Genomic DNA, 18,595 nt, shown 5'->3' on the forward strand with positions numbered 1-18,595 from the left:
CTCAGGGCCGGTATTCGACCCGCAATTTCGCGCTCGCGCCGTGGTCGATCCACAGGTAGTGGGTGGCGCCCGGCGGCTGCTCGAAACGCAGGCGCAACTGGGTGCGGCCGCCGCGGTTGAGCGCAGTCAGGCCGGCCGCGCTGAAAGCAGTGCTGGTCTGGCGGCCGCCGCTGAAGCGCGCGAGTTCCGCCACCGCCGTTGCATCGGCGGCGGCCGAATAGTCGCTGGCTTCGATGGTGCAGGCGCCGAAGCAGCCGCTGCGCGCATCGACCAGCAGGCGATTGGCGGCCGGCTGGCTCCAGGGATCGCCGTAGGCGCTGCGGTAGGCGACGCTGAGCGAGGCCGCAACCACGGTCGCGCCATCGGGCAGGGCCGAGGTATCGAACGAGAGCAGGCTGCGGTTGTGTTTGCCGTCGCTGCCGCGGCCGATCGCCAGGCCATAGCTCGCTTCGAGTGTGCCGACCGCGGCGGCGCTGGCGTCGGCATTGGCCTTGACGTAGCCGTCATTGGCTTCTTCGTTGTCGAATTCCATCACCAGGGGCGGTCCGCTGGTACCGCCGCTGACCTCAACCTGGACTGCGAGCGAGACGGCGGTGTTGCCGGTCACGTCCTCGGCGCGCGCTTGCAGATGGTGGATACCGTTGCTGGCGGTGCTGCTGTCCCAGCTCGCCGCATAGGGCGCTTCGCCATCGCTGGCGAGCAGCGCGCCGTCGATGAGGAAATCCACGCGCTCCACGCCGACATCGTCGCTGGCGTTCGCGCCGAGGGCGACCACGCCGCTGACCGAGGCGCCGTCCGCCGGCGAGGTCAGCGCGACCTGCGGCGGATTCGGGTCCAGATCGTCCAGCCCCCAGAAGCGGCCGATGTAGTAGCTCGAACACAGGTTGACATCGAGCACGTAGGCGCCGGCCGTGCCGCACTGGCTTTCGCCGCTGCCGGGGTCGACCGGCGTGCCGTGGCCCATGCCGGTGATCGAGTAGGTTTCCACGCGCGACTGTCCGGCGGCATCGCGATACACCTTGTGCGGATAGCCGGCGACGTTGTCTTCGACGTCGGCGACCGCGTCGATGCCATGTACGTTGGTCCATTGCTGCAGACTTTCGGCTTGATTGGCCGGACGCACGACGTAGTCGGCGTCGCCGTGCCAGATCGAGACGATCGGCCAGGGGCCGGCGTGGCTGCTCGCTGCGCGCACCTTGTCGCCCCATTGCGCCGGCGTCAGGTCGGTGCCGGGCGACATGCACGAAAACGCCGCGCTGGAGCCCAACGCGCAGCGGTAGGGTATGCCGGCGACGATGGCGCCGCCGGCGAACACTTCGGGGTAGGTCGCCAGCATCACCGCGGTCATGGCGCCGCCCGAGGACAGGCCGGTGATATAGACGCGGTCGGCGGCGCCGGCGTGATCGCTGCGCATGCGCTCGATCATCTGCCGGATCGACAAGGCCTCGCCCTGGCCGCGCGTGCTGTCGCCGCTCTCGAACCAGTTGAAGCAGGCGTTGGCGTTGTTGGCGCTTTGCTGCTGCGGCAGCAGCAGGGCGAAATGCCAGCGCTGGGCGAGCGACTCCCAGCCGGTTTCGGCGTCGTAGCTCGCCGCGCTCTGGGCGCAGCCGTGCAGGGCCACGACCAGGGGCGCATCGGCCGGCAATCCGGGCGGCACGTATTTGTACATGCGCAGATTGCCCGGGTTGCTGCCGAAGCCGGTGACTTCGGTCAAGGCCAGCGCCGGCGCCGCCGCGCACAGCGCGCCGAGGGCGAGGGCGAAGCCGGCGATGCGTACGGCCGCGCGATGCGAACCCGGGCTCATGGAGGGACGGTGCAAAGCGGACATGCGATCGACTCCCAGGCCGGCAGCGAGTCCGGCGTGGCCGCAGTGAGCCACCGCGGGCCCGCGCGCGCCATCGTCCGATGGGGCACATTGCGCTGCAGCACGGGGCGGGGCCACCGCGTCGCGGGCTGGCGATGCGGCCGCGGGCCGCGATCGCGCGGAGGCAGACGCCGATCCGGAGCGGTGCACATGCACTACCTGTCTCAAGACTTGGCGTGGGCGATCGACGGCTTGCCGCCGTTGGCCAAGCCGCATTTCCTTGCCGCCATGCTCGCCGCGGGCGAAGAACATGCGCCGGTGCTGGCCGAATACCCGCAGGCGCGGCATGAAGATCCGGAGGCGTACTACCTCGGCTTGCGCGGTATCGGCGCTCTCGACGAGGACCTCCACGACCTGCTGTTCGCGCATTCCTTCCGCGAGCTGGCCTGCGGCGCCTGGCTGGCGGCCTTGGCGCCGCAACCGTCGTATCGCCCGCACTTGCTCGAAGCGCGCGCGCTGGATGCCTTGCCGAGGCCCACGGTGCCGTTGCGTCGCGCACCTGCACCGTCGCTACAGCAGCGTCTGCGGGAAGAGGACCAACGCATCCTCGAGCTCTACCGTCGCGAAGGCAGCGCCGCGGCGCTGGCGGCGATGAGCGGCAGCGCTACGGCGTTCTATCGCATGGACTATCCGGCCTGGCATCGCCTCGGCTGTCCCGGCCTGGAGGAATTCCTGGCCGGTCAGGGCGGCCGCGACGCTTGAATTCGCTGCACGGCGCGGTTGCCGACGGCCGCGACCGCACCAGGGCGAGGCGTTCCCGCGCCTTCGTTCGTTATCGCCGTCAGTAGCTCGACAGCCCGCTGGCTTCGCCGAAGCGGTACCACAGCTTGCGCCGGCCGGATTCGTCGGCGTAGCGCGGGTAATCGACGCTGATGCCGCGGCCGTCGCCGTTGCCCCAGCTCTGTTCGAAATAGGCGGCGGCCCGGCGCGCGACCGGCGCGTCGGACTCGGCCACCACCCGCGCGCTGGTTTCCAGGTTGTAGTCGTCGAGATTGCGCCGAGTGTAGTTGGCCGAGCCGGCGATCAGGTCGATGCGGCCGTCGCGGGCGGTCTTCAACAGCAGCTTGGCGTGGCATTGCTCGCCATGGGTGTCGCACCAGCGCAACGGCACGCCGGCCGCGTGCAGTTCGCTGGCGACCTGGCGATTGGGCACGCCATCTTTCTTGCGCCCGAACGCATCTTCGTTGGGGTCGAGCAGCACGCGCACGCCGACCCCGCGCTTGTGCGCAGCGACCACCGCGTTGACCAGGCCGCGATGGGAGAAATAGAACACCGCGATATCGATGCGGTCGCCGCCGCGCGCGCCGTCGATCGCGGCGAGCAGTGCGTCGCGGATACGGGCTTCGGTCAGCAACTGCACGCGCGGCGCCGACGTGGTGTCGACGATGCTCGGCGGCGGCGCGGCCACCGGCAGGCCGGGCGGCCAGCGGCCCTGCGACATCGCCACCACCGCGCGCTCGCTCATCAGCACGTCGAGCGCGGCGGCGCCGCGAAAACGCAGGGCGATATTGCCGTGGCGGCTGCTGCCGTCGTGCGGGTTGGCCGAGGAAATCAACGCGGTCCAGCCGTCGCCTTCGTCGACGACCAGGGTCTTGCGATGATTGGCGTTGAGATTGAACAGGGCGAGCCAACTGCGCAGGGTGACCTTGCCGGGCCCGAACGGATTGGCGAGCCAACCGCCCTGGGCATCGTTGTCGGCCCAGGCGCAGCACAACTGCCACAGGCCCGACCAGGCCGGGTTGGGCGTGCGCAGGCGGCGCAGGTCGGTGATCACCACCTCCACGCCGGCCGCGCGCAAAGCCTGCAATTGCGGCGATTCCAGACCGCCGTAGACGGTGTTGATCGGGTCGGTGATCAGCACCGCCTGCAACTGCGGCACGGCGCGCTTGCGGGCGATCAGCGCCGCGCTGAGTTCGCTGCTGAGGCGGCGGTGGCGCGGGCTGGCGGCATCGCCGCCGAAGTCGTTGAACAGGAACAGGTCGGCGACCACGCCGCGTCGGGCCTGGCCGATCAGGCGCAGGGTTTCGTCGAACACCTGCTGTTCGCTGTGGCCCTGCCGGTCGGCGTCGACCCAGGTGACGTCGGTCAGCAATTCGACCTGGTCGGCCGAGCGCAGCGGCCAGTGCTGGGCGATGCCGGGCGGCAAGGGCTTGTAGACGTGGTAGACGCTCGCCGCCAGCCAGGCCAGCGCGAAAACGGCGAGGGACGAGCGCAGCCAGCGGCGTCGGCGGGGAGCGGGCGGATCGAGTTCGATGTTCAAGCTATTCCTATTGGCGGGCGCCGTGTATTTCGTGACGAAGTTATAAGACTGGGCATGCGCGTTCGCAGTCGCGCGGCATCGACGCGGCACGAAGCCGGGATTGCCGCCGCGACGAAGCGGACGAGGCGGGATCCACCGCGGTCCAGACGACGTTACCGCGGTTGCGTTCGCGCAATCGATGGTGCATTGCAGCGTCGTAACTGACAGTTGACACCGACCGGTCCGAGCGCGCAGCGTGTCCGCGCGGAGTTGAGGCGTCGGAGTTCGATGGCGGCACGATCGCTCCGGAGCAAAGGGCTTCGCTTACGTTCGACGTCAACGATCGGGACCGGGCTAGCGCGGACTTCGATGAACGGATGTCCGGGATGGACTGTGACCGATTTCACTTATGTTGTGAACAAGGAGAGGTTTATGCAACAGATCGACGACATCGTTTCGGGCTGGCTGAGCGGTGCGGAAGGCGGCATGGAGAATCCCGCCGGTCCGCTGTACATCGAAGGCACGTCCGCGACCGAAGCCGCGTTGACCGACAGCAGCCTGCCGCTGTGGACGCGCTGCAGCAGCTGTAGCGCTTCCAGCGGCGGCCAGTGCTGCTAAGCCGTAGCTGAGCTGAACGCCTCGCTCCCGGCGGAAGTCGGGAGCGAGTTTCGCAGGCCGCGGCGCTATCAGGTTCGCCGTCGCCGTCACCCCACGACCGCAGTCGGGCCTCGCCGCAGCCGCGCCGCTGCGCGCGCGATAACCTCGTCGCCGAGCGCCGGACGACGGCCTGCCGTCGCGCGCATGCGCGCCGACCGGTCCGTGCATGCTACCCATCGATCCAGGCAGGACGCGTCGAACCGATGAGCGAAAACCGTAGCGGCGAATCGTTTTTACCGATCATCGAAGCCTTCACCCTGGACGCGCGGCGCGCTTTCGCCGCGAACCTGGACACCCTGGCGCCAGGCTTGCACCGCGACGAGATCGCCTTGCTGCGCGCGGTCGGCGAGCAAGGCCTCAACGACAACGCCCGGCTCAAGCTCAGCCGCACCCTGTTGCTGGAACTGCATGCGGCCAAGCTCGGCGGGCAACTGGAGGCCGACGACGATGCCGGCCAGTTCGCCCGGTTCATCGCACTGGCCACCCAACCCGAGTTCGACCCCCATCTGCGCCGGCGCTATCCGGCGCTGCACGAGCGCCTGCGCCGTTCGCTGGAATTGCAACGGCTCGCGCTGGAATCGTTGGCGGCGCGTTTCGCCGCCGATCGCGGGGCCTTGTCGGCATTGCTCGGCCGTCCGGCCGGGCGCCTGCTCGCGGTGCAGCCCGGCGAGGGCGATCTGCACGACGGCGGCCAGACCGTCGCCCGCCTGACGCTGGAAGGCGGGCGGGTGATGTACAAGCCGCGCTCGCTGAACATCGACCTGGCGCTGGACGCCTTCCTCGCCCGGGTTTTCGCCGACGATCCCTTGCGCATCCGCGTACCGCACGCGCTCGACCGCGGCGCCTACGGCTGGGCCGGCTTCGTCGAGCACCGCTATTGCGAGGGCGACCACGAACTCGCCGGCTTCTATCGGCGTCTCGGCCATTGGCTGGCGGTGATGCAATTGCTCGGCGGCACCGACATCCACCAGGAAAACCTGATCGCGGCCGGGCCGGTGCCTGTCGTGATCGACGTCGAGAGCCTGTTCGCGGTCGAAATCGAGCCGCCGCCGTCCGGACGCGGGCAGGCCTTCGATCTGGCCTCCGAGTTGATCCGCACCTCGGTGCTGCGCACCGGCATCGTGCCGTTTCGCGCGCCGGCGCTGGGCTTCGGCGGCATCGACTTGTCCGCGGCCGGCGGCTTGCCCGGCGAGCAGCCGCAGATCCGCGTGCCGACCATCGCCGACGAGGGCACGATGCAGGCGCGGCTGCAGGTGGTCAGCGCCGATTTCGGCCAATCGCAGAACCATCCCAGCCCGCATCCCGACGTGTCGCGCTATTGGGACCGCATCACCGACGGCTTCCTGGCCGCCACCGAGCGCCTGCGCGCGCTCGATGCGCAGGATGCGCTGGCGCCGCTGCTGCAGGGCTTTCTCGGCTGCCGGGTGCGCGACATCCGCCGCCCGACCCAGGCCTATGTCGAGATCATGCGCATGCTCTGGCATCCGGCCTCGTTGCACGACGAGCCCAAGGCGATCGAGCGCGCCCGCGACATCCTGGCGCGCAACGCCGCGGTGCTGCCGATCGCGCCGTCGGCGCCGGCCGAGATCGACGGCGAGATCGACGACATGCGCCGCGGCGACGTGCCGATCTTCGTCGCCTCGCTCGACACAGCGCGCATCGAGGAGGCGCTGCTGCACTGGCGCGGCATGCGGGTCGAGCTGGAAGAGCTGACCATCCGCAGCGCGCTGGTCACGGTCGACCTCAACCAGCGCCTGGGCCGGAACGAACGCGTGCGCAGCGACGTCTTCGCGCGCAATCCGCATGCCGAACACCTCGACGCGCGCCGTCGCGCGGCGGCGGCACGCGCGGTCGAACAACTGCTGCAACTGGCGGTGCGCGGCCGCGACGGCACGGTGACCTGGATCAGCCCGGTGCTCGGCGACACCGGGTGGGTGACGCGCCCGCTGCAGGCCGACCTCTACACCGGCCTGGGCGGGGTGGCGCTGGCGCTGGCCGGCTATCTGCACGAGGTCGGGCAGGGCCGCGCCGACCCGGTCGAGGGGACCGAGGCCGCGCTCGACGGCGCCATCGCGGTGATGCGCGCGATCGAAGCGCAGGATCGGCCGAGCACGGTCGGCGGCATGATCGGTTTCGGTGCGCAGATCTGGACCTGGGTCGCGCTGCACGATCTGCTGCGGCGGCCGCAGATGCTGGCATGGGCGGTCGAGCGCGCCGAGGCGATGGCCCAGGCCGGCTTCGACGGCGACCAGTACCTCGACCTGCTCGAAGGCGCCAGCGGCGCCATCGTGCCCTTGCTGCAGCTCGCCGAGGTCGACGCCGACCCGCGCTGGCCGGCGTTGGCGGCGCAGGCGGCGCGCTACATGGAAGCGCAGGCGATCGTCGACGACCGCGGCGCACGCTGGCCGTCGACTATCTTCGCCGAGCCGGTCGGCGGTTTCGCCCATGGCGCCAGCGGCATCGGCTGGGCGTTGACCCGGATCGGGCTCAGCGACGCCGGCGACGCCCGCGACCGCGCGCGCTGGCTGGCCTTGGCCGAACGCGCTTTCGCCTTCGAGGACAGCCTCTACGACGATGCGGCCGGCAGTTGGCTCGACGCGCGGGTCCCCGAGGAGCGCCAGTTCCTGCACGCCTGGTGCCATGGCAGCGTCGGCATCGGCCTGGCCGCGAGCGATCTTTACGCCCGCACCGGCGCCGAGCAGCACCTGCGCACCTTGCGCCGCGCCGCCGCCGCGGCCGGTCGCGACGGCTGGGGGCTGGGACATACGCTCTGCCACGGCGATCTGGCGCTGTGGGAACTGTTGACCCGCGCCGCGCGCCTGGACCCGCAGGGCAGCGCCCAGGTCGACCCGGTCGAGCACAGCGCCCAGATCGTCTCGGCGATCGAGGAGCATCGTGGCGCGGTCGGCAGCCGCGCCCGCGACGCCTTCACCCCGGGGCTGATGACCGGCGTGGCCGGCGCCATCCACACCCTCAACCGCATGCACCCGCAGTGCGGTCTGGCTTCGCCCTTGCTGTTCGAGCGGCACGCGCCGGCCTGACCGGCGCAGCCGCCACAAATCCGTCATCGGCGGGGCCTAGGCTGGGCAGGATGAACATCCTGATGCTGTCGGACGTGTACTTCCCTCGGGTCAACGGGGTGTCGACCTCGATCCGGACTTTCGCCCAGTCGCTGGCGCGCAGCGGGCACGCGGTGACCTTGGTCGTGCCCGACTACGGTCCGGGCAGCGGCCAAGAGCTGCACGACAGCGACGAATTCGAAATCGTCCGGCTGCCGGCGCGGGTGATCTTCTTCGATCCCGAAGACCGCCTGATTCGCGCGCCCGAACTGCGCAGGATTCTGCCGCAACTGGCGCAGCGGCACTGGGACGTGATCCACATCCATACCCCGTTCCGCGCCCACCGGCTCGGCGTGCAACTGGCGCAGCTCAGCGGCCGGCCGACGGTCGAGACCTACCACACCTACTTCGAGGAATACATCGGCCACTACCTGCCATGGGCGCCGGCGCCGATGCTGCGCTTCGTCGCCCGGCGGGTGTCGCGGATGCTCTGCCACGGCGTCGATCACCTGATCGTGCCCACCGCGCAGATGGTCGAGGTGCTGGACCGCTACGGCGTGACCACGCCATCGACAGTGTTGCCGACCGGCATCGACCTGGACGAATTCGCCCATGGCGACGGCTCGCGTTTCCGCGCCGAACACGGGATCGACGCACGGCGGCCGACCATCGTCACCGTCAGCCGGCTTGCGGTGGAGAAGAACATCGCCTTCCTGCTGCAGGTGGCGCGCCGTCTGGTCCCCGATTTCCCCGAGCTGATGTTCATCATCGCCGGCGAAGGCCCGGATGCGGAGCGGCTCAGGCGGCTGTCGAAAGAGTACGGCCTGGATCGCAACGTGCGCTTCTTCGGCAACCTCGACCGCCGCACCAGCCTGCTCGACGCCTATCGCGCCGGCGACGCCTTCGTATTCGCCTCGCCGACCGAGACCCAGGGATTGGTGCTGATCGAAGCGATGGCGCTCGGCGTGCCGATCGTCTCGACCGCGGTGATGGGCACGGCAACGGTATTGCGCGGCGCACGCAGCGCCGTGGTCAGCGAGGAAACCGTCGAGGCCTTCGCCGGCCATGTCGCCGAGGTGCTGCGCTCGCCGCAATTGCGCGCCGAACTATCGGCGGCCGGCCCGCTCGACGCACGCGCCTGGAGCACCGAAGGCCTGATGGAACAAGTGGTGGCCCTGTACCAGCGCCTGGCCCAGGCCAAACCTGCATCGACGGCCACAACCTCGACTGCGGCGACCGAGCTGTCGCGCTAGCCCCTGCGCAAGACCGAGACCGCCCGGTCGCAGCTCACGCCGCTCCTACAGAGTTCTTGTGGTTGCATGGCACCTGCCGCGGCCGTAAAGATTTTGCCGCAGCTGCGGTTGCGGTTGCCGTTGCTGTGCGTCGCCTCGCACTAGCGAGGCAAAAGAAGACCCGTAGGGCGGCCCGCAGGGATGCGGGCCGTTTTTCATCGGGACAGGGATGTCCCGTATGAAAAATCCCTGCGTCGGCACCGCTCATGCGGGCTTGTGATTCAAAACAAAGCATTTTTCTTTGGTTACCTTTCTTTTGTTGCTTATGACAAAAGAAAGTAACCCGCCCGTTTACGGGCGGAAGCTTTGGGTTTGATTTAGATCCTGATCTTCCACGAGGAATGCGTCGCGAGACCGTAGCAGCGATGTCGTGACTCACGTCGCTCCTGCCGGGCACACCCAAAGACGACGCGACATTGCTGCATGGCGGTCGCGGCTTGCGCCGCTCCTACCCTGGCGAAAGCGTGTCGCTTCAGGGAATGGCGGCGGCCTTGCCATCTCTGCGCGTCCCGCGGTCGCGACTCACGTCGCTCCTACAGGGTGCCTGCCGTTATCGCCGCACGAGGCCGTGGCCGTAAGAATTTTGCAGTTGCAGTTGCAGTTGCAGTGCAGTTGCCGTTGCTGTGCGTCGTTTCGCACTAGCGAAGGCCATCGAAGACCCGGAGGGCGGCCCGCAGGGATGCGGGCCGTTTTTCATCGGGACAGGGAGGTCCCGTATGAAAAATCCCGGCGTCGGCATCGAACGCGCGGGCCCTTGATTCAAAAAGAAGCATTTTTCTTTGGTTACCTTTCTTTGTTGCTTTAGACAAAAGAAAGTAACCCGCCGCTTTAGTGGCGGAAGCTTTGGGTTTGATCTTGATCTTGATCTTGATCTGAATGAGAAAAGCGCCGCAGCCCGCCGCAACGATGTCGCGGCTTGCGCCGCTCCTACCCCGGCAAAAGCACGTCGCTTCAGGGAATGACGGCGGCCTTCCCATCTCTGCGCGTCCCGCGGTCGCGGCTTGCGCCACTCCTACCCTGCGAAAGATCACCGCTTCGGTCGATAACGAAGGCGTTGCGAATTCCACGCATCCCTGTCGCGGCTCACGCCGCTCCTACAGGAAGTCAATGAGCTGCATTGCCAGAGCGAATGCGCGACCAAAGCGCGATCAAAGCGCCGCCTCGGTCACCCGCACCCGCGCCGCCAACACCAATCCCAACAAAGCCAGACCGAGCGCGATGCCGAACCCACACAGATAAGCCAGCGAGTGCGAACGCGTCATCAGCGCGGCGAACAGCGAGCCGCCGATCGCCAGCGCGGTGGCGGTGAAGATCGCATCGCCGAGGTGCAGCGCCGAGGAGTTCACGCCCTGCTGCTCGGGCGGCGACAGTTCGAGCATCAACACCGACAGGGTCGGGTAGATCATGCCCATGCCGAGGCCGGCGACGATCCAGCCGGCGACGCCGAGCGCGACCGGTGCTTGCGGCCATACCAAGGCGGCGATCGCGACCACGCCGAGCGCGACCATCGCCATGCCGGCCTGCAGGAAACGCTGCGGCGACGCCGCGACCGCGGTGCGTCCGCGATACCAGGAACCGCTCGACCAGCCGACCGCGCCCAGCGTCAACACCAGCCCGGCCCAGGTCGGCGACAGGCCGCGTTCCTGCGACAGCAACAGCGGGATGTAGGCCTCGGTAAGGAAGAACGCGCCGGCGCCGATGCCGCGCAGCGAGACCACGGTCGGCAGGCCGCGCGCTGCGCGCAGAGTGCCGCGCGGCAGCAGGCGCGAGGCCGCCCAGGCCAGCGCCGCAAGCGCGGGAACCAGCACCGCCGCAGCCGCCCAGCCGCGTTGCTGGCCGCCGTAATGCAAGGCCAGAAGGCTGGCCGTCGTCAGCAAGGCCCACAGCAGGCGGGTGCGCTGATCGTGGCCGGCATCGGCGGCGCCCGCGGTCGGGCCGAGACGACGCAGCGACGGCAACACCAGCCACGCCGCCAGCATCGCGACGATCGGCACCGACAAAAACACCCAGCGCCAGCCGGCGTGTTCGACGATCGCGCCGCTGATCGCCGGGCCGACCACCGCCGGGACCACCCAGGCCGCGGCGAAGGCGGCGAAGATCCTCGCCCGCAGGTGCGGCGGATAGACCCGGCCGACCACCACGTACAAGGCGACCGAGATCAAACCGCCGCCGAAGCCCTGGACCACGCGGCCGGCGATCAGCCACGGCATCGACGGCGCCAGGCCGGCCGCGATCAATCCCAGGGCGAACCAGGCGATGCCCTGGCGCAGCGGCGCGTCCGGGCCGCGCGCGTCGGCCCAGCGGCCGGCCGCGACCATGCCGACCACGCTCGCGGTGAGGGTGCCGCCGAAGGCGAGCGCATACAGCGCCAGGCCGTCGAGCGCGCGGGCGACGGTCGGCATCGCCGTGGTCACCGCCAGCGCTTCGAACGCGACCAGGGCCACCAGCGCAACCGCGCCGATGGTCAGGCCGCGGTAGCGCGGGGCGTACAGGCTTTCCGGTATCCCTGCCGGCGACGCCGGGTTGGAGGGCGCGGCGGCGAGTGCGGGGGCGAGGGCGTCGGCGTCGTTCATGCGCTGTGCTTCATCGCCATGGCTTCGTACACCATCAGCACCACCTTGCCGCGGCCGTGGCCACGTTCGACCGCGCGATGCGCGTCGGCGGCGCGGGTCAGTGGAAACATCTCGCGCACATGCACCAGCAGGCCATGGCGCACGTGCATGGCCATCAGCTCGTGCAGGTGCGCGCGGCTGCGCTGGCTGCGCAAGGTACGCAGGCCGAGGCGCCGGGCCTGGTCGGAATCGGACAGGGTGGCGATGCGCGACGGCGCCGCGCCGAGCGCAAGCCAGCCTTCGTGAACTTCGCTGCCGAGCGCGTCGAAGATCGCGTCGACGCCGTGCGGCGCCAACGCGCGCGCCTGGTCCAGGCCCTGGCGGTCCTCGAGCACGGGTTGCGCGCCGAGCGAGCGCAGGTAATCGTGATCGTTGGCGGCGGCGCTGCCGATCACCTGCGCGCCCCATGCGCGGGCTAGTTGCACCGCGACGCTGCCGATGCCGCTGGCGGCGCCGTGGATCAGCACGGTGTGGCCGGGTTCGACGCCGAGCACGCGCAGCGCGCCCAGCGCGCTCTGGCCGGTCGAGGGCAGGGCGCCGGCGACCGCCCAGGACATCGTCTCGGGCTTGTGCACGACCTGTTCGGCCGGCACGGTCAGCACCTCGGCATAACTCATCGCCAGCGCCCAGCCGAGCACTTCGTCGCCGACTTCCAGATCGCGCACGCCGGCGCCGACCTGGTCGACGATGCCGGCGAACTCGTTGCCGAGGCGGCGCGGAAACGCCTGCCCGGCGTCGCTCGCAGCAAGGCCGCGGCGCAGGGCGATGTCGCTGGGGCGCACGCCGGCCGCGCGCACGCGGACCCGCACTTCGCCGGGGCCGGCCTGCGGCATCGGCAAGTCGATGGCGTGCAGGACCTCGGGCGCGCCATAACGGTCGAATACCACCGCCTTGACCTGGCCCAGGCCGGCGAGGGAGTCGGGCGTAGCTTCACAAGCGTGGGGGAGGGCCATGGCTTGACGTCGAAATGAGACCGGATGCAGCATAGAACCTCAATATAAGTTGAGGTCAATAGCCGATGAGCATGACGATGGAGCTGACCGTGGGCCAAGTCGCGGAACGCTCGGGGGTGGCGGTGTCGGCCTTGCATTTCTACGAATCGAAGGGGCTGATCCACAGCCTGCGCACTGCCGGCAACCAGCGCCGCTACAGCCGCGACACCTTGCGCCGCATCGCCATCATCCGCGTCGCCCAGCGGGTCGGCATGCCGCTGGCGACGATCCGCGAGGCGCTGGACACCTTGCCCGATTCGCGCGTGCCCACCCGCAGCGACTGGTCGCGGCTTTCGGCGGCCTGGAAGGACGAGCTCGAACAACGCATCGCCAACCTGACCCTGATGCGCGACACCCTCGACCAATGCATCGGCTGCGGTTGCCTGTCGATCGACCGGTGCCGGTTGGCCAACCCCGACGACACCTGGGGCGAACAGGGCGCGGGCGCGCAACGTTGGGCGGCGGCCCTGCGGCAGGCCAAACCTCGCCGCCGCGCCAGATCGCCGGTCTGAGCTCGCGACGGCCTGAGCCGAGCCTGCCCCCTCGGTACGGCAGGGCGGCGGACACGCCGTCGTCGTACCATGGCGGCTTTCCCCTGCACGAATCCCCAGACCATGCCCATTTCGATGTATTCCGCGTCCGTCCCGGTGCTCAAGCAGATGCTCGGCAGCCTGGCCGAGATCCTGGCCCGTACCGAAGCCCACGCGACCGAACACAAGATCGACCACGACGCCTACCTGCAGGCGCGCCTGTTTCCGGACATGTTCCCCTTGCTGCGCCAGGTCCAGATCGCCTGCGACTTCGCCAAGGGCGTGAGCGCGCGCCTGGCCGACGTCGAAGTACCGGTGTACGACGACAAGGAACGCAGCTTCGCCGAACTGCAGGCGCTGATCGCCAAGACCATCGCCTTCGTCGACGGCCTCGAGCCGGCCCTGTTCGAAGGCGCCGAGGACCGCGAAGTGGTGCTGCGCCCCGGCACTCCGAAGGAGCGCCGCTTCGGCGGGCACGACTACCTGATCCATTACGGCCTGCCGCAGTTCTTCTTCCACGTCACCACCACCTATGCGATTCTGCGCGGGCTCGGCGTCAACATCGGCAAGCGCGATTTCATGGGAAAGTACTGAGGTAAGGCATAGTCGCGAGCCCGGCCGCCGGCGCCGGGCGCCGCAACCCGAATCGCCCCCGAAGGCCCGCATGCGCGGGCCTTCGTCGTTTGCGATCCGGCCGCCTGAAGGCCTCGCACCTCCGGGGTAGGAGCGGCGCGAGCCGCGATTGCGTTGCCGTGCGCTCGAACGCCACCCTCAGCGAGCGCGAATCGCAACGCTTGCGACGCCGCCATGTCTTATTCGACGCACTGCCTTGCGTAGCGGCTTTCGACAGTCGCACCTGTCCGCGAATCGCGGTCTTCGCCGAAAGCAGCCCAACTCTCCGGAAGGAATTTCGACCCGCGTCGCTCGCCGTCTCGGCCTCTGCGACGCCCGCCTGGGATCATGCTTTCCCGGTGGCGACAGGAGGTCGCAAGCGGGTCCGGACAGGGCGAGGCAGGAAGCACCATCCCCGCGCCGTCGCGATCGAACGGCGATCCAGCGCAGGCAAGCGCGTCCGGAACAGACGATAGATCCGTTTCCATCCAGACCAAGGAGTAGGCATGTTGTCCAAGAGTATCCAGGGGCCCGTCGTGCTGTGCCTGACGCTGCTCGCGTGCAGTGCCGGTGCGTTCGGCGCCCCGAGTTCGAGCGCGCAGCGCGGTTTCGCCGGCGAAGCGCAAGACCAGGCTTTCACTTTCAAACATACCGAGCAGCGTCCGTCCACGTCGATGTTCTCGCAGACCGGCCGCGGTGACTCCGACGGCGGCCATCCGGCCCGCCTGGTCGAAGGCAGCGTGCGCAGCTTCAAGCGTTACGAGCCGCTGGCGGCGGCCGATCTGGTCACCAACAGCGTCGACGGCGCGACTTCGACCGTCGCCTTGCGCGGCTCGATCGGCAGCGAGACGTCGTTGCGCTACAGCATCGTCGAAGCGCCGCGGCACGGTGTGGTGACCTTGCAGGACGGGCGGGCGACCTATACGCCCGATCCGGGGTTCGAAGGCGTCGATACCTACACCTATCGCGTCCATGCCGGCGATGCCAGCGTCGATGCGGTGGTGGCGGTGACCTCGATCCGCGGCCGGGCGCTGCCGCCGACCGCCGCCGCGGCCTTGTAACGGGCCGCCCGTATTGCCGTCGCCGCGATCGCCATCGCGACGGCGCAGCCGGTACCCCCACGGAGGAGGGAGGGGGCGGTTCTCCGCGCCAGACGCGAGAGCCGAGCACGCAGCTTCATGACCTGCGTCCGCGCAGATAGCGCGGCGGGTCCGCCGATCGCCGCGTCGTGGTGGCGACGGCAGGAGCGGCGTCTTCCCCGGTGTCGACCGGTCCGCGGCGCCCGCCGGCTTCGAGCCGGGCGGGTGCCGCGGCCGGCACGGCCCGAAGGTCTGGAATCTTTCATCTCCGTCAGTGATGAAAGCAGGGATGGGCAGGGATCGCCCGCGCTGTCGGCGGCTCCGGCCGTCGTCCGCCGCGAACTGGGATCGCGGCGGCGCGGCCGGAGCCGGCGGCGGTCGTTATCCGTGGCCGGCTATTCGTCGTGGCGCTTGGCCGCGCTCCCAGCCACGCCTCTCGCTCAGCCCTCCGTATTGCATGCGCATCCCGGCCCGGTTGCGAACCGGACGCCGTGGAAAGCCGATTGCGGCTCGCATGCAGGCGCGAGTCGGTCCCAAAACCGTCGGCAGGGCTTGCATCGGACGCCAGACACGACGACGATGCGGCCTCGGCTTGGGGAGGCCTGCGATGGACATATTGACCTTGGAACACTTCGCCGCGCATGTGAACGAGACCTACTCGGCGCAGCTCAACGACAGCGAAGTGCCGTTCGTGCTGGTCGAGGCCCGGGCGCTGAGCACCCGGCCGCAACAAGGCGAGCGCGCGCCGTTCTCGCTGCTGTTCCGCAACGGCTCCTCGTTCCTGTTTCCGCAGCAGATCTATGTGATGCGCCACGACTCGATCGGCGAAGTCGGCATCTTCCTGGTGCCGGTCGCGCGCGAGCGCGAAGGCTTTCTGTATCAGGCGATCTTCAACTGAGACCAGGCGCGAGCGCGGTCGCTCCATAGGCATCCAGGCCAGGACACCCCTTCGATAGCCGTGCCCGGCCGATACGACCGCAGCCGTTATCGTCCGAGGAGCGACGGGTCCGTGTCGCGCGCTGCGATGGACCGTTTCAGCCCTGGGCCGGCGTCCAACGCATCATGATATGGGTCGGCAGGGCTTCGACGACGCGGAAGCCGAGACGGTCGTACAAGCGCTGCGCTGAGGTATTGGCGGACTCTACGTGCAGGCGCATGCCGCGCCCGAGCGCGCCGGCCTGCTGTTGCGCCATCGCGATCAGCGCGCTGCCGAGGCCTTGCCCGCAAGTCGCCGGCGCCAGGCTGATGTCGACCAGCAAATGCTCGCGCGCTTCGCGCAGCAGATAAAAACGCCCGATCGGGCGGCCGGCCTGTTCGACGATCAGGAACTCGGCTTCGCCGTAATGGCGCAGGTAGTGCACGTGCTGGAGCATGAACTGTTGGTCGAGAAAGGCGTGCAGGGCCGGCTGCGGCCAGCCCAGTTCGGCGAACTCCGGCGCCCTCAATTCGCGGTACAGCGAGCGCAGCCAGTCGATGTCGTCGCCGTTTGCCGCGCGCAGACCGATCCCGCGCCCGGACAGCGACGCGGGGAGGGTTCCGATGCCGCCGCGTTCCTGCGGGAACGACAGCGGCGCGGCGCAGTGCATGGCGTTCAAGCGATTTGCACGAGTTCGAGCGATTCCAAGGCGCAAGCGATCAGGGGAACGAAGGGAAGATACCCTGCAGCGCGATGCAGAAGTTCATCGCCAGATACGGCTGCCGGTTCTCGTGCGGCTGGCCGCCGCCGGTGGGGCCGATCATGTTCGGCGGGAACGGCGAATCGGCGGTGGGGGCGGAAGTGAACGCCGAGGCCGCCGGACTGCCGAGCGCGACGCCGTTGGCCGGCGCCGACTGTCGCTTGCTCACGTCGTTCTGGTTGTAGATCTGCATCGCATGGCTATGCGCGGGCATCTCCTGGGTGGTCACGGTGACGCTGTTGGAGCCGAAGTTATCGCCGATCTGGTGCGGGGTGAGCCCCGGCCCCTGGCCTTGGTTGCAGCCGGTGCGGTTGACGAAGTTCGGCAGTTGGAAGGTGGTGGTGCCGTTGCCGCCGTACTGGGTGCCCAGCAGCGCGAACAGCGCGGTGTTCTGCTGGATTGCCAGGGTCGCGCCGTTGCAGAAGGCCCAGCCGCGCGGCGCGAAGTTGAAACCGAAGATCTGGATCTGGCCGATGAAAGGTTCGGTCATGGTGATGTCCTCTGGAATGCGATCGGCGAGATCAGTTCTGCTGCGGGAAGATACCGGCCCAGGCGATGCAGTACTGCACCGTCAAGGTCGGCATCTGATTGGCGTGCGGCTGGGTGTTGCCGGCCGGCGTCACCGCGCTGACGGCTTCCGGGATCGGCGGCAGCCCGCTGATATCGGTCAGATACATGGTGTCGCCCGACAGCGCGCCGGGCTGCACGTTCACCGCCGGCTTGTTCGAGGTGGCCAACGAAGTGGTCGCGAACATAGTGTGGGTGTGTGCGGGCATCTGGGTGGGCAGCAGAGTGACGTTCTCGGTGCCGCTGGCCTGGCCGATGACGTAGTTGCTCAGGCCAGGGCCGGTGCCGGTGTGGACGGGTACCCGGCCGCGCAGGTCGGGCATGGCGAAGTTGCTCTGTCCGTCGCCACCGTAGGTCGTGCCGATCAGGGCGAACAGGACCTCGTTCTCCGAGATCGACTGCAGGCGGCCGTCGCAGGGGTACCAGCCGGTGGGGGTGCGGCCGAAGCCGAATAGACGGATTTCTCCGACGAAGGGTTCGCTCATGATGTGTACTCCGGAACGGAATGCATTGAATGGCGCCGCGAGGGCGCGCGCTGGGCCGGCCGCGTCAGTTGCGCGATGGGTAAATGCCGGTCAGGGCGATGCAGAAATTGATCGCCAGGTAGGGCTGCAGGTTGGGATGCGGCTGGGTGCCGCCGGCCTGGCCGAGCACGGCCGGCGACAAGGCCACCTGCGGGCCGCCGACGTCGGCGTACAGCGGGATCGTGCAGTTGCCGTACAAGGAGTCGCGTGCGCCGCGTGAATTGGCGTTGGTGCTGGTGCCGACCAGGCCATGGTTGTGCGCAGGCAACTGCGTCGGCAGCAGGGTGACGTTCTCGACGCCGCCGGTTTCGCCCAACTGATAGGCGGTCGGGTTCCAGCCGCCGTCGACGGACTGGCCGAACCCGACCGGCGTGCGGCTGCGCAGGTCCGGCAACTGGAAGGTGGTCTGGCCGTTGCCGCCGTAGGTCGTGCCCAGCAGCGAGAACAAGGCCTGGTTCTGTGCGATCGGCAATGTTTGGCCGGCGCAGAACGCGAAACCCTTCGGGGCGAAATTGAACCCCACCGTGATGATCTGTCCCAGGAATACTTCTGTCATCTCTTCCCCCAGAGGATGTCGCCCGGGCCCCGTGCGAGCCCGGACTGCGTACCGGAGACCCGCTCGCGCGGCCCGCCCGCGCACGGCGGAGGGGGCCGATCCGAGCGGATCCGGCATGGCGCCGGAGCGCCATGACTTTCCTTAACGCAATGCCGCGGCGAAAGCGGCCGGTTCCGGCCCCGATTTGCGTACTAGATCAAGGATAGGGGTGCGCCGAGGCAATTCGGCGCGTGGGACCAGACCAGGTCGAACAGGCGGAACGTCGAGGGCGGCAGCGGAGGAACCGCGCCCCATCGGCGTCAGGGGATCGGAAATCATGCATCTGCATCGGGCACG

At 68.9% G+C, this 18,595-nt stretch carries 17 protein-coding genes; 8 read left to right on the forward strand and 9 right to left on the reverse strand.

What is annotated here, in order from left to right:
- Position 1 precedes the first annotated feature (1 nt).
- Positions 2-1,828 carry an extracellular catalytic domain type 1 short-chain-length polyhydroxyalkanoate depolymerase gene (locus tag ACSAMQ_RS02290; protein WP_435394094.1) on the reverse strand — a complete coding sequence of 609 codons (1,827 nt, stop codon included), beginning with the start codon at positions 1,826-1,828 and terminating at the stop codon, positions 2-4.
- Between the two features lie 186 nt (positions 1,829-2,014).
- Between ACSAMQ_RS02290 and ACSAMQ_RS02295 the strand changes: the two genes are divergently transcribed.
- Positions 2,015-2,566: a hypothetical protein gene (locus ACSAMQ_RS02295; protein WP_435394095.1), complete on the forward strand. Its 552-nt coding sequence runs from the start codon at positions 2,015-2,017 to the stop codon at positions 2,564-2,566.
- Between the two features lie 79 nt (positions 2,567-2,645).
- Here the strand turns inward: ACSAMQ_RS02295 and ACSAMQ_RS02300 are convergent, their stop codons facing one another.
- A complete protein-coding gene (locus tag ACSAMQ_RS02300; protein ID WP_435394096.1) occupies positions 2,646-4,124 on the reverse strand; it encodes a phospholipase D-like domain-containing protein in 1,479 nt (492 codons plus the stop codon).
- A 411-nt stretch (positions 4,125-4,535) separates the two neighbouring features.
- Here ACSAMQ_RS02300 and ACSAMQ_RS02305 point away from each other — a divergent pair, with 411 nt between their 5' ends.
- The 3 genes from ACSAMQ_RS02305 (at position 4,536) to ACSAMQ_RS02315 (ending at position 9,072) form a co-directional block, all read left to right on the forward strand.
- The gene (locus ACSAMQ_RS02305; protein WP_435394097.1) at positions 4,536-4,721 is read left to right on the forward strand and encodes a DUF6229 family protein; all 186 of its coding nucleotides are present in this window, start codon (positions 4,536-4,538) and stop codon (positions 4,719-4,721) included.
- Positions 4,722-4,963: 242 nt separating this feature from the next.
- Entirely contained in the window at positions 4,964-7,801 is a 2,838-nt protein-coding gene (locus tag ACSAMQ_RS02310; RefSeq protein ID WP_435394098.1) for a type 2 lanthipeptide synthetase LanM family protein, read from the forward strand.
- Positions 7,802-7,851: 50 nt separating this feature from the next.
- Positions 7,852-9,072, forward strand: coding sequence for a glycosyltransferase (locus tag ACSAMQ_RS02315; RefSeq protein WP_435394099.1), 1,221 nt, complete (start codon positions 7,852-7,854; stop codon positions 9,070-9,072).
- 677 nt (positions 9,073-9,749) lie between these two features.
- Here the strand turns inward: ACSAMQ_RS02315 and ACSAMQ_RS02320 are convergent.
- The 3 genes from ACSAMQ_RS02320 to ACSAMQ_RS02330 form a co-directional block, all read right to left on the reverse strand.
- The gene (locus tag ACSAMQ_RS02320; protein WP_435394100.1) at positions 9,750-10,178 is read right to left on the reverse strand and encodes a hypothetical protein; all 429 of its coding nucleotides are present in this window, start codon (positions 10,176-10,178) and stop codon (positions 9,750-9,752) included.
- Between the two features lie 81 nt (positions 10,179-10,259).
- A complete protein-coding gene (locus ACSAMQ_RS02325; protein WP_435394101.1) occupies positions 10,260-11,684 on the reverse strand; it encodes an MFS transporter in 1,425 nt (474 codons plus the stop codon).
- Positions 11,681-12,676 carry an NADP-dependent oxidoreductase gene (locus ACSAMQ_RS02330; RefSeq protein ID WP_435394102.1) on the reverse strand — a complete coding sequence of 332 codons (996 nt, stop codon included), beginning with the start codon at positions 12,674-12,676 and terminating at the stop codon, positions 11,681-11,683. Before ACSAMQ_RS02330 ends, ACSAMQ_RS02325 begins: the two co-directional genes overlap by 4 nt.
- Positions 12,677-12,747: 71 nt before the next feature.
- Here ACSAMQ_RS02330 and soxR point away from each other — a divergent pair, with 71 nt between their 5' ends.
- The 4 genes from soxR (at position 12,748) to ACSAMQ_RS02350 (ending at position 15,834) form a co-directional block, all read left to right on the forward strand.
- Complete coding sequence (soxR, locus tag ACSAMQ_RS02335) at positions 12,748-13,227, forward strand: redox-sensitive transcriptional activator SoxR (RefSeq protein WP_435394144.1); 480 nt, start codon at positions 12,748-12,750, stop codon at positions 13,225-13,227.
- A gap of 102 nt (positions 13,228-13,329) precedes the next feature.
- Positions 13,330-13,839 (forward strand): DUF1993 domain-containing protein, encoded by a 510-nt coding sequence (locus tag ACSAMQ_RS02340; RefSeq protein WP_435394103.1) that lies wholly within the window; start codon positions 13,330-13,332, stop codon positions 13,837-13,839.
- Positions 13,840-14,363: 524 nt separating this feature from the next.
- Positions 14,364-14,918: an Ig-like domain-containing protein gene (locus ACSAMQ_RS02345; protein WP_435394104.1), complete on the forward strand. Its 555-nt coding sequence runs from the start codon at positions 14,364-14,366 to the stop codon at positions 14,916-14,918.
- Positions 14,919-15,543: 625 nt separating this feature from the next.
- Positions 15,544-15,834, forward strand: a complete 291-nt coding sequence (locus ACSAMQ_RS02350; protein WP_435394105.1) for a DUF6916 family protein — start codon at positions 15,544-15,546, stop codon at positions 15,832-15,834.
- Between the two features lie 136 nt (positions 15,835-15,970).
- Here ACSAMQ_RS02350 and ACSAMQ_RS02355 read toward each other — a convergent pair whose 3' ends face one another.
- From ACSAMQ_RS02355 to ACSAMQ_RS02370, 4 genes are all read right to left on the reverse strand, one after another.
- Entirely contained in the window at positions 15,971-16,522 is a 552-nt protein-coding gene (locus tag ACSAMQ_RS02355) for an N-acetyltransferase family protein (protein WP_435394145.1), read from the reverse strand.
- 49 nt (positions 16,523-16,571) lie between these two features.
- A complete protein-coding gene (locus ACSAMQ_RS02360) occupies positions 16,572-17,102 on the reverse strand; it encodes a phage tail protein (RefSeq protein ID WP_435394106.1) in 531 nt (176 codons plus the stop codon).
- Positions 17,103-17,133: 31 nt separating this feature from the next.
- The gene (locus ACSAMQ_RS02365) at positions 17,134-17,664 is read right to left on the reverse strand and encodes a phage tail protein (protein WP_435394107.1); all 531 of its coding nucleotides are present in this window, start codon (positions 17,662-17,664) and stop codon (positions 17,134-17,136) included.
- Between the two features lie 64 nt (positions 17,665-17,728).
- The gene (locus ACSAMQ_RS02370) at positions 17,729-18,259 is read right to left on the reverse strand and encodes a phage tail protein (RefSeq protein ID WP_435394108.1); all 531 of its coding nucleotides are present in this window, start codon (positions 18,257-18,259) and stop codon (positions 17,729-17,731) included.
- Positions 18,260-18,595 lie beyond the last annotated feature (336 nt).

It is taken from the genome of Lysobacter sp. 1R34A, from assembly GCF_051217035.1.
In the GTDB taxonomy this organism is placed as follows: Bacteria; Pseudomonadota; Gammaproteobacteria; order Xanthomonadales; family Xanthomonadaceae; genus Lysobacter.

Bases quoted from the DNA above. Each gene is read 5' to 3' on its own strand.
- ACSAMQ_RS02305 (WP_435394097.1), top strand. From the start codon at position 4,536: ATGCAACAGATCGACGACATCGTTTCGGGCTGGCTGAGCGGTGCGGAA.
- ACSAMQ_RS02295 (WP_435394095.1), top strand. From the start codon at position 2,015: ATGCACTACCTGTCTCAAGACTTGGCGTGGGCGATCGACGGCTTGCCG.
- ACSAMQ_RS02290 (WP_435394094.1), bottom strand. From the start codon at position 1,828: ATGTCCGCTTTGCACCGTCCCTCCATGAGCCCGGGTTCGCATCGCGCG.
- ACSAMQ_RS02325 (WP_435394101.1), bottom strand. From the start codon at position 11,684: ATGAACGACGCCGACGCCCTCGCCCCCGCACTCGCCGCCGCGCCCTCC.
- ACSAMQ_RS02330 (WP_435394102.1), bottom strand. From the start codon at position 12,676: ATGGCCCTCCCCCACGCTTGTGAAGCTACGCCCGACTCCCTCGCCGGC.
- ACSAMQ_RS02350 (WP_435394105.1), top strand. From the start codon at position 15,544: ATGGACATATTGACCTTGGAACACTTCGCCGCGCATGTGAACGAGACC.
- ACSAMQ_RS02355 (WP_435394145.1), bottom strand. From the start codon at position 16,522: ATGCACTGCGCCGCGCCGCTGTCGTTCCCGCAGGAACGCGGCGGCATC.
- ACSAMQ_RS02340 (WP_435394103.1), top strand. From the start codon at position 13,330: ATGCCCATTTCGATGTATTCCGCGTCCGTCCCGGTGCTCAAGCAGATG.
- ACSAMQ_RS02360 (WP_435394106.1), bottom strand. From the start codon at position 17,102: ATGACCGAACCTTTCATCGGCCAGATCCAGATCTTCGGTTTCAACTTC.
- ACSAMQ_RS02310 (WP_435394098.1), top strand. From the start codon at position 4,964: ATGAGCGAAAACCGTAGCGGCGAATCGTTTTTACCGATCATCGAAGCC.
- ACSAMQ_RS02365 (WP_435394107.1), bottom strand. From the start codon at position 17,664: ATGAGCGAACCCTTCGTCGGAGAAATCCGTCTATTCGGCTTCGGCCGC.
- ACSAMQ_RS02370 (WP_435394108.1), bottom strand. From the start codon at position 18,259: ATGACAGAAGTATTCCTGGGACAGATCATCACGGTGGGGTTCAATTTC.
- ACSAMQ_RS02315 (WP_435394099.1), top strand. From the start codon at position 7,852: ATGAACATCCTGATGCTGTCGGACGTGTACTTCCCTCGGGTCAACGGG.
- soxR (WP_435394144.1), top strand. From the start codon at position 12,748: ATGACGATGGAGCTGACCGTGGGCCAAGTCGCGGAACGCTCGGGGGTG.
- ACSAMQ_RS02345 (WP_435394104.1), top strand. From the start codon at position 14,364: ATGTTGTCCAAGAGTATCCAGGGGCCCGTCGTGCTGTGCCTGACGCTG.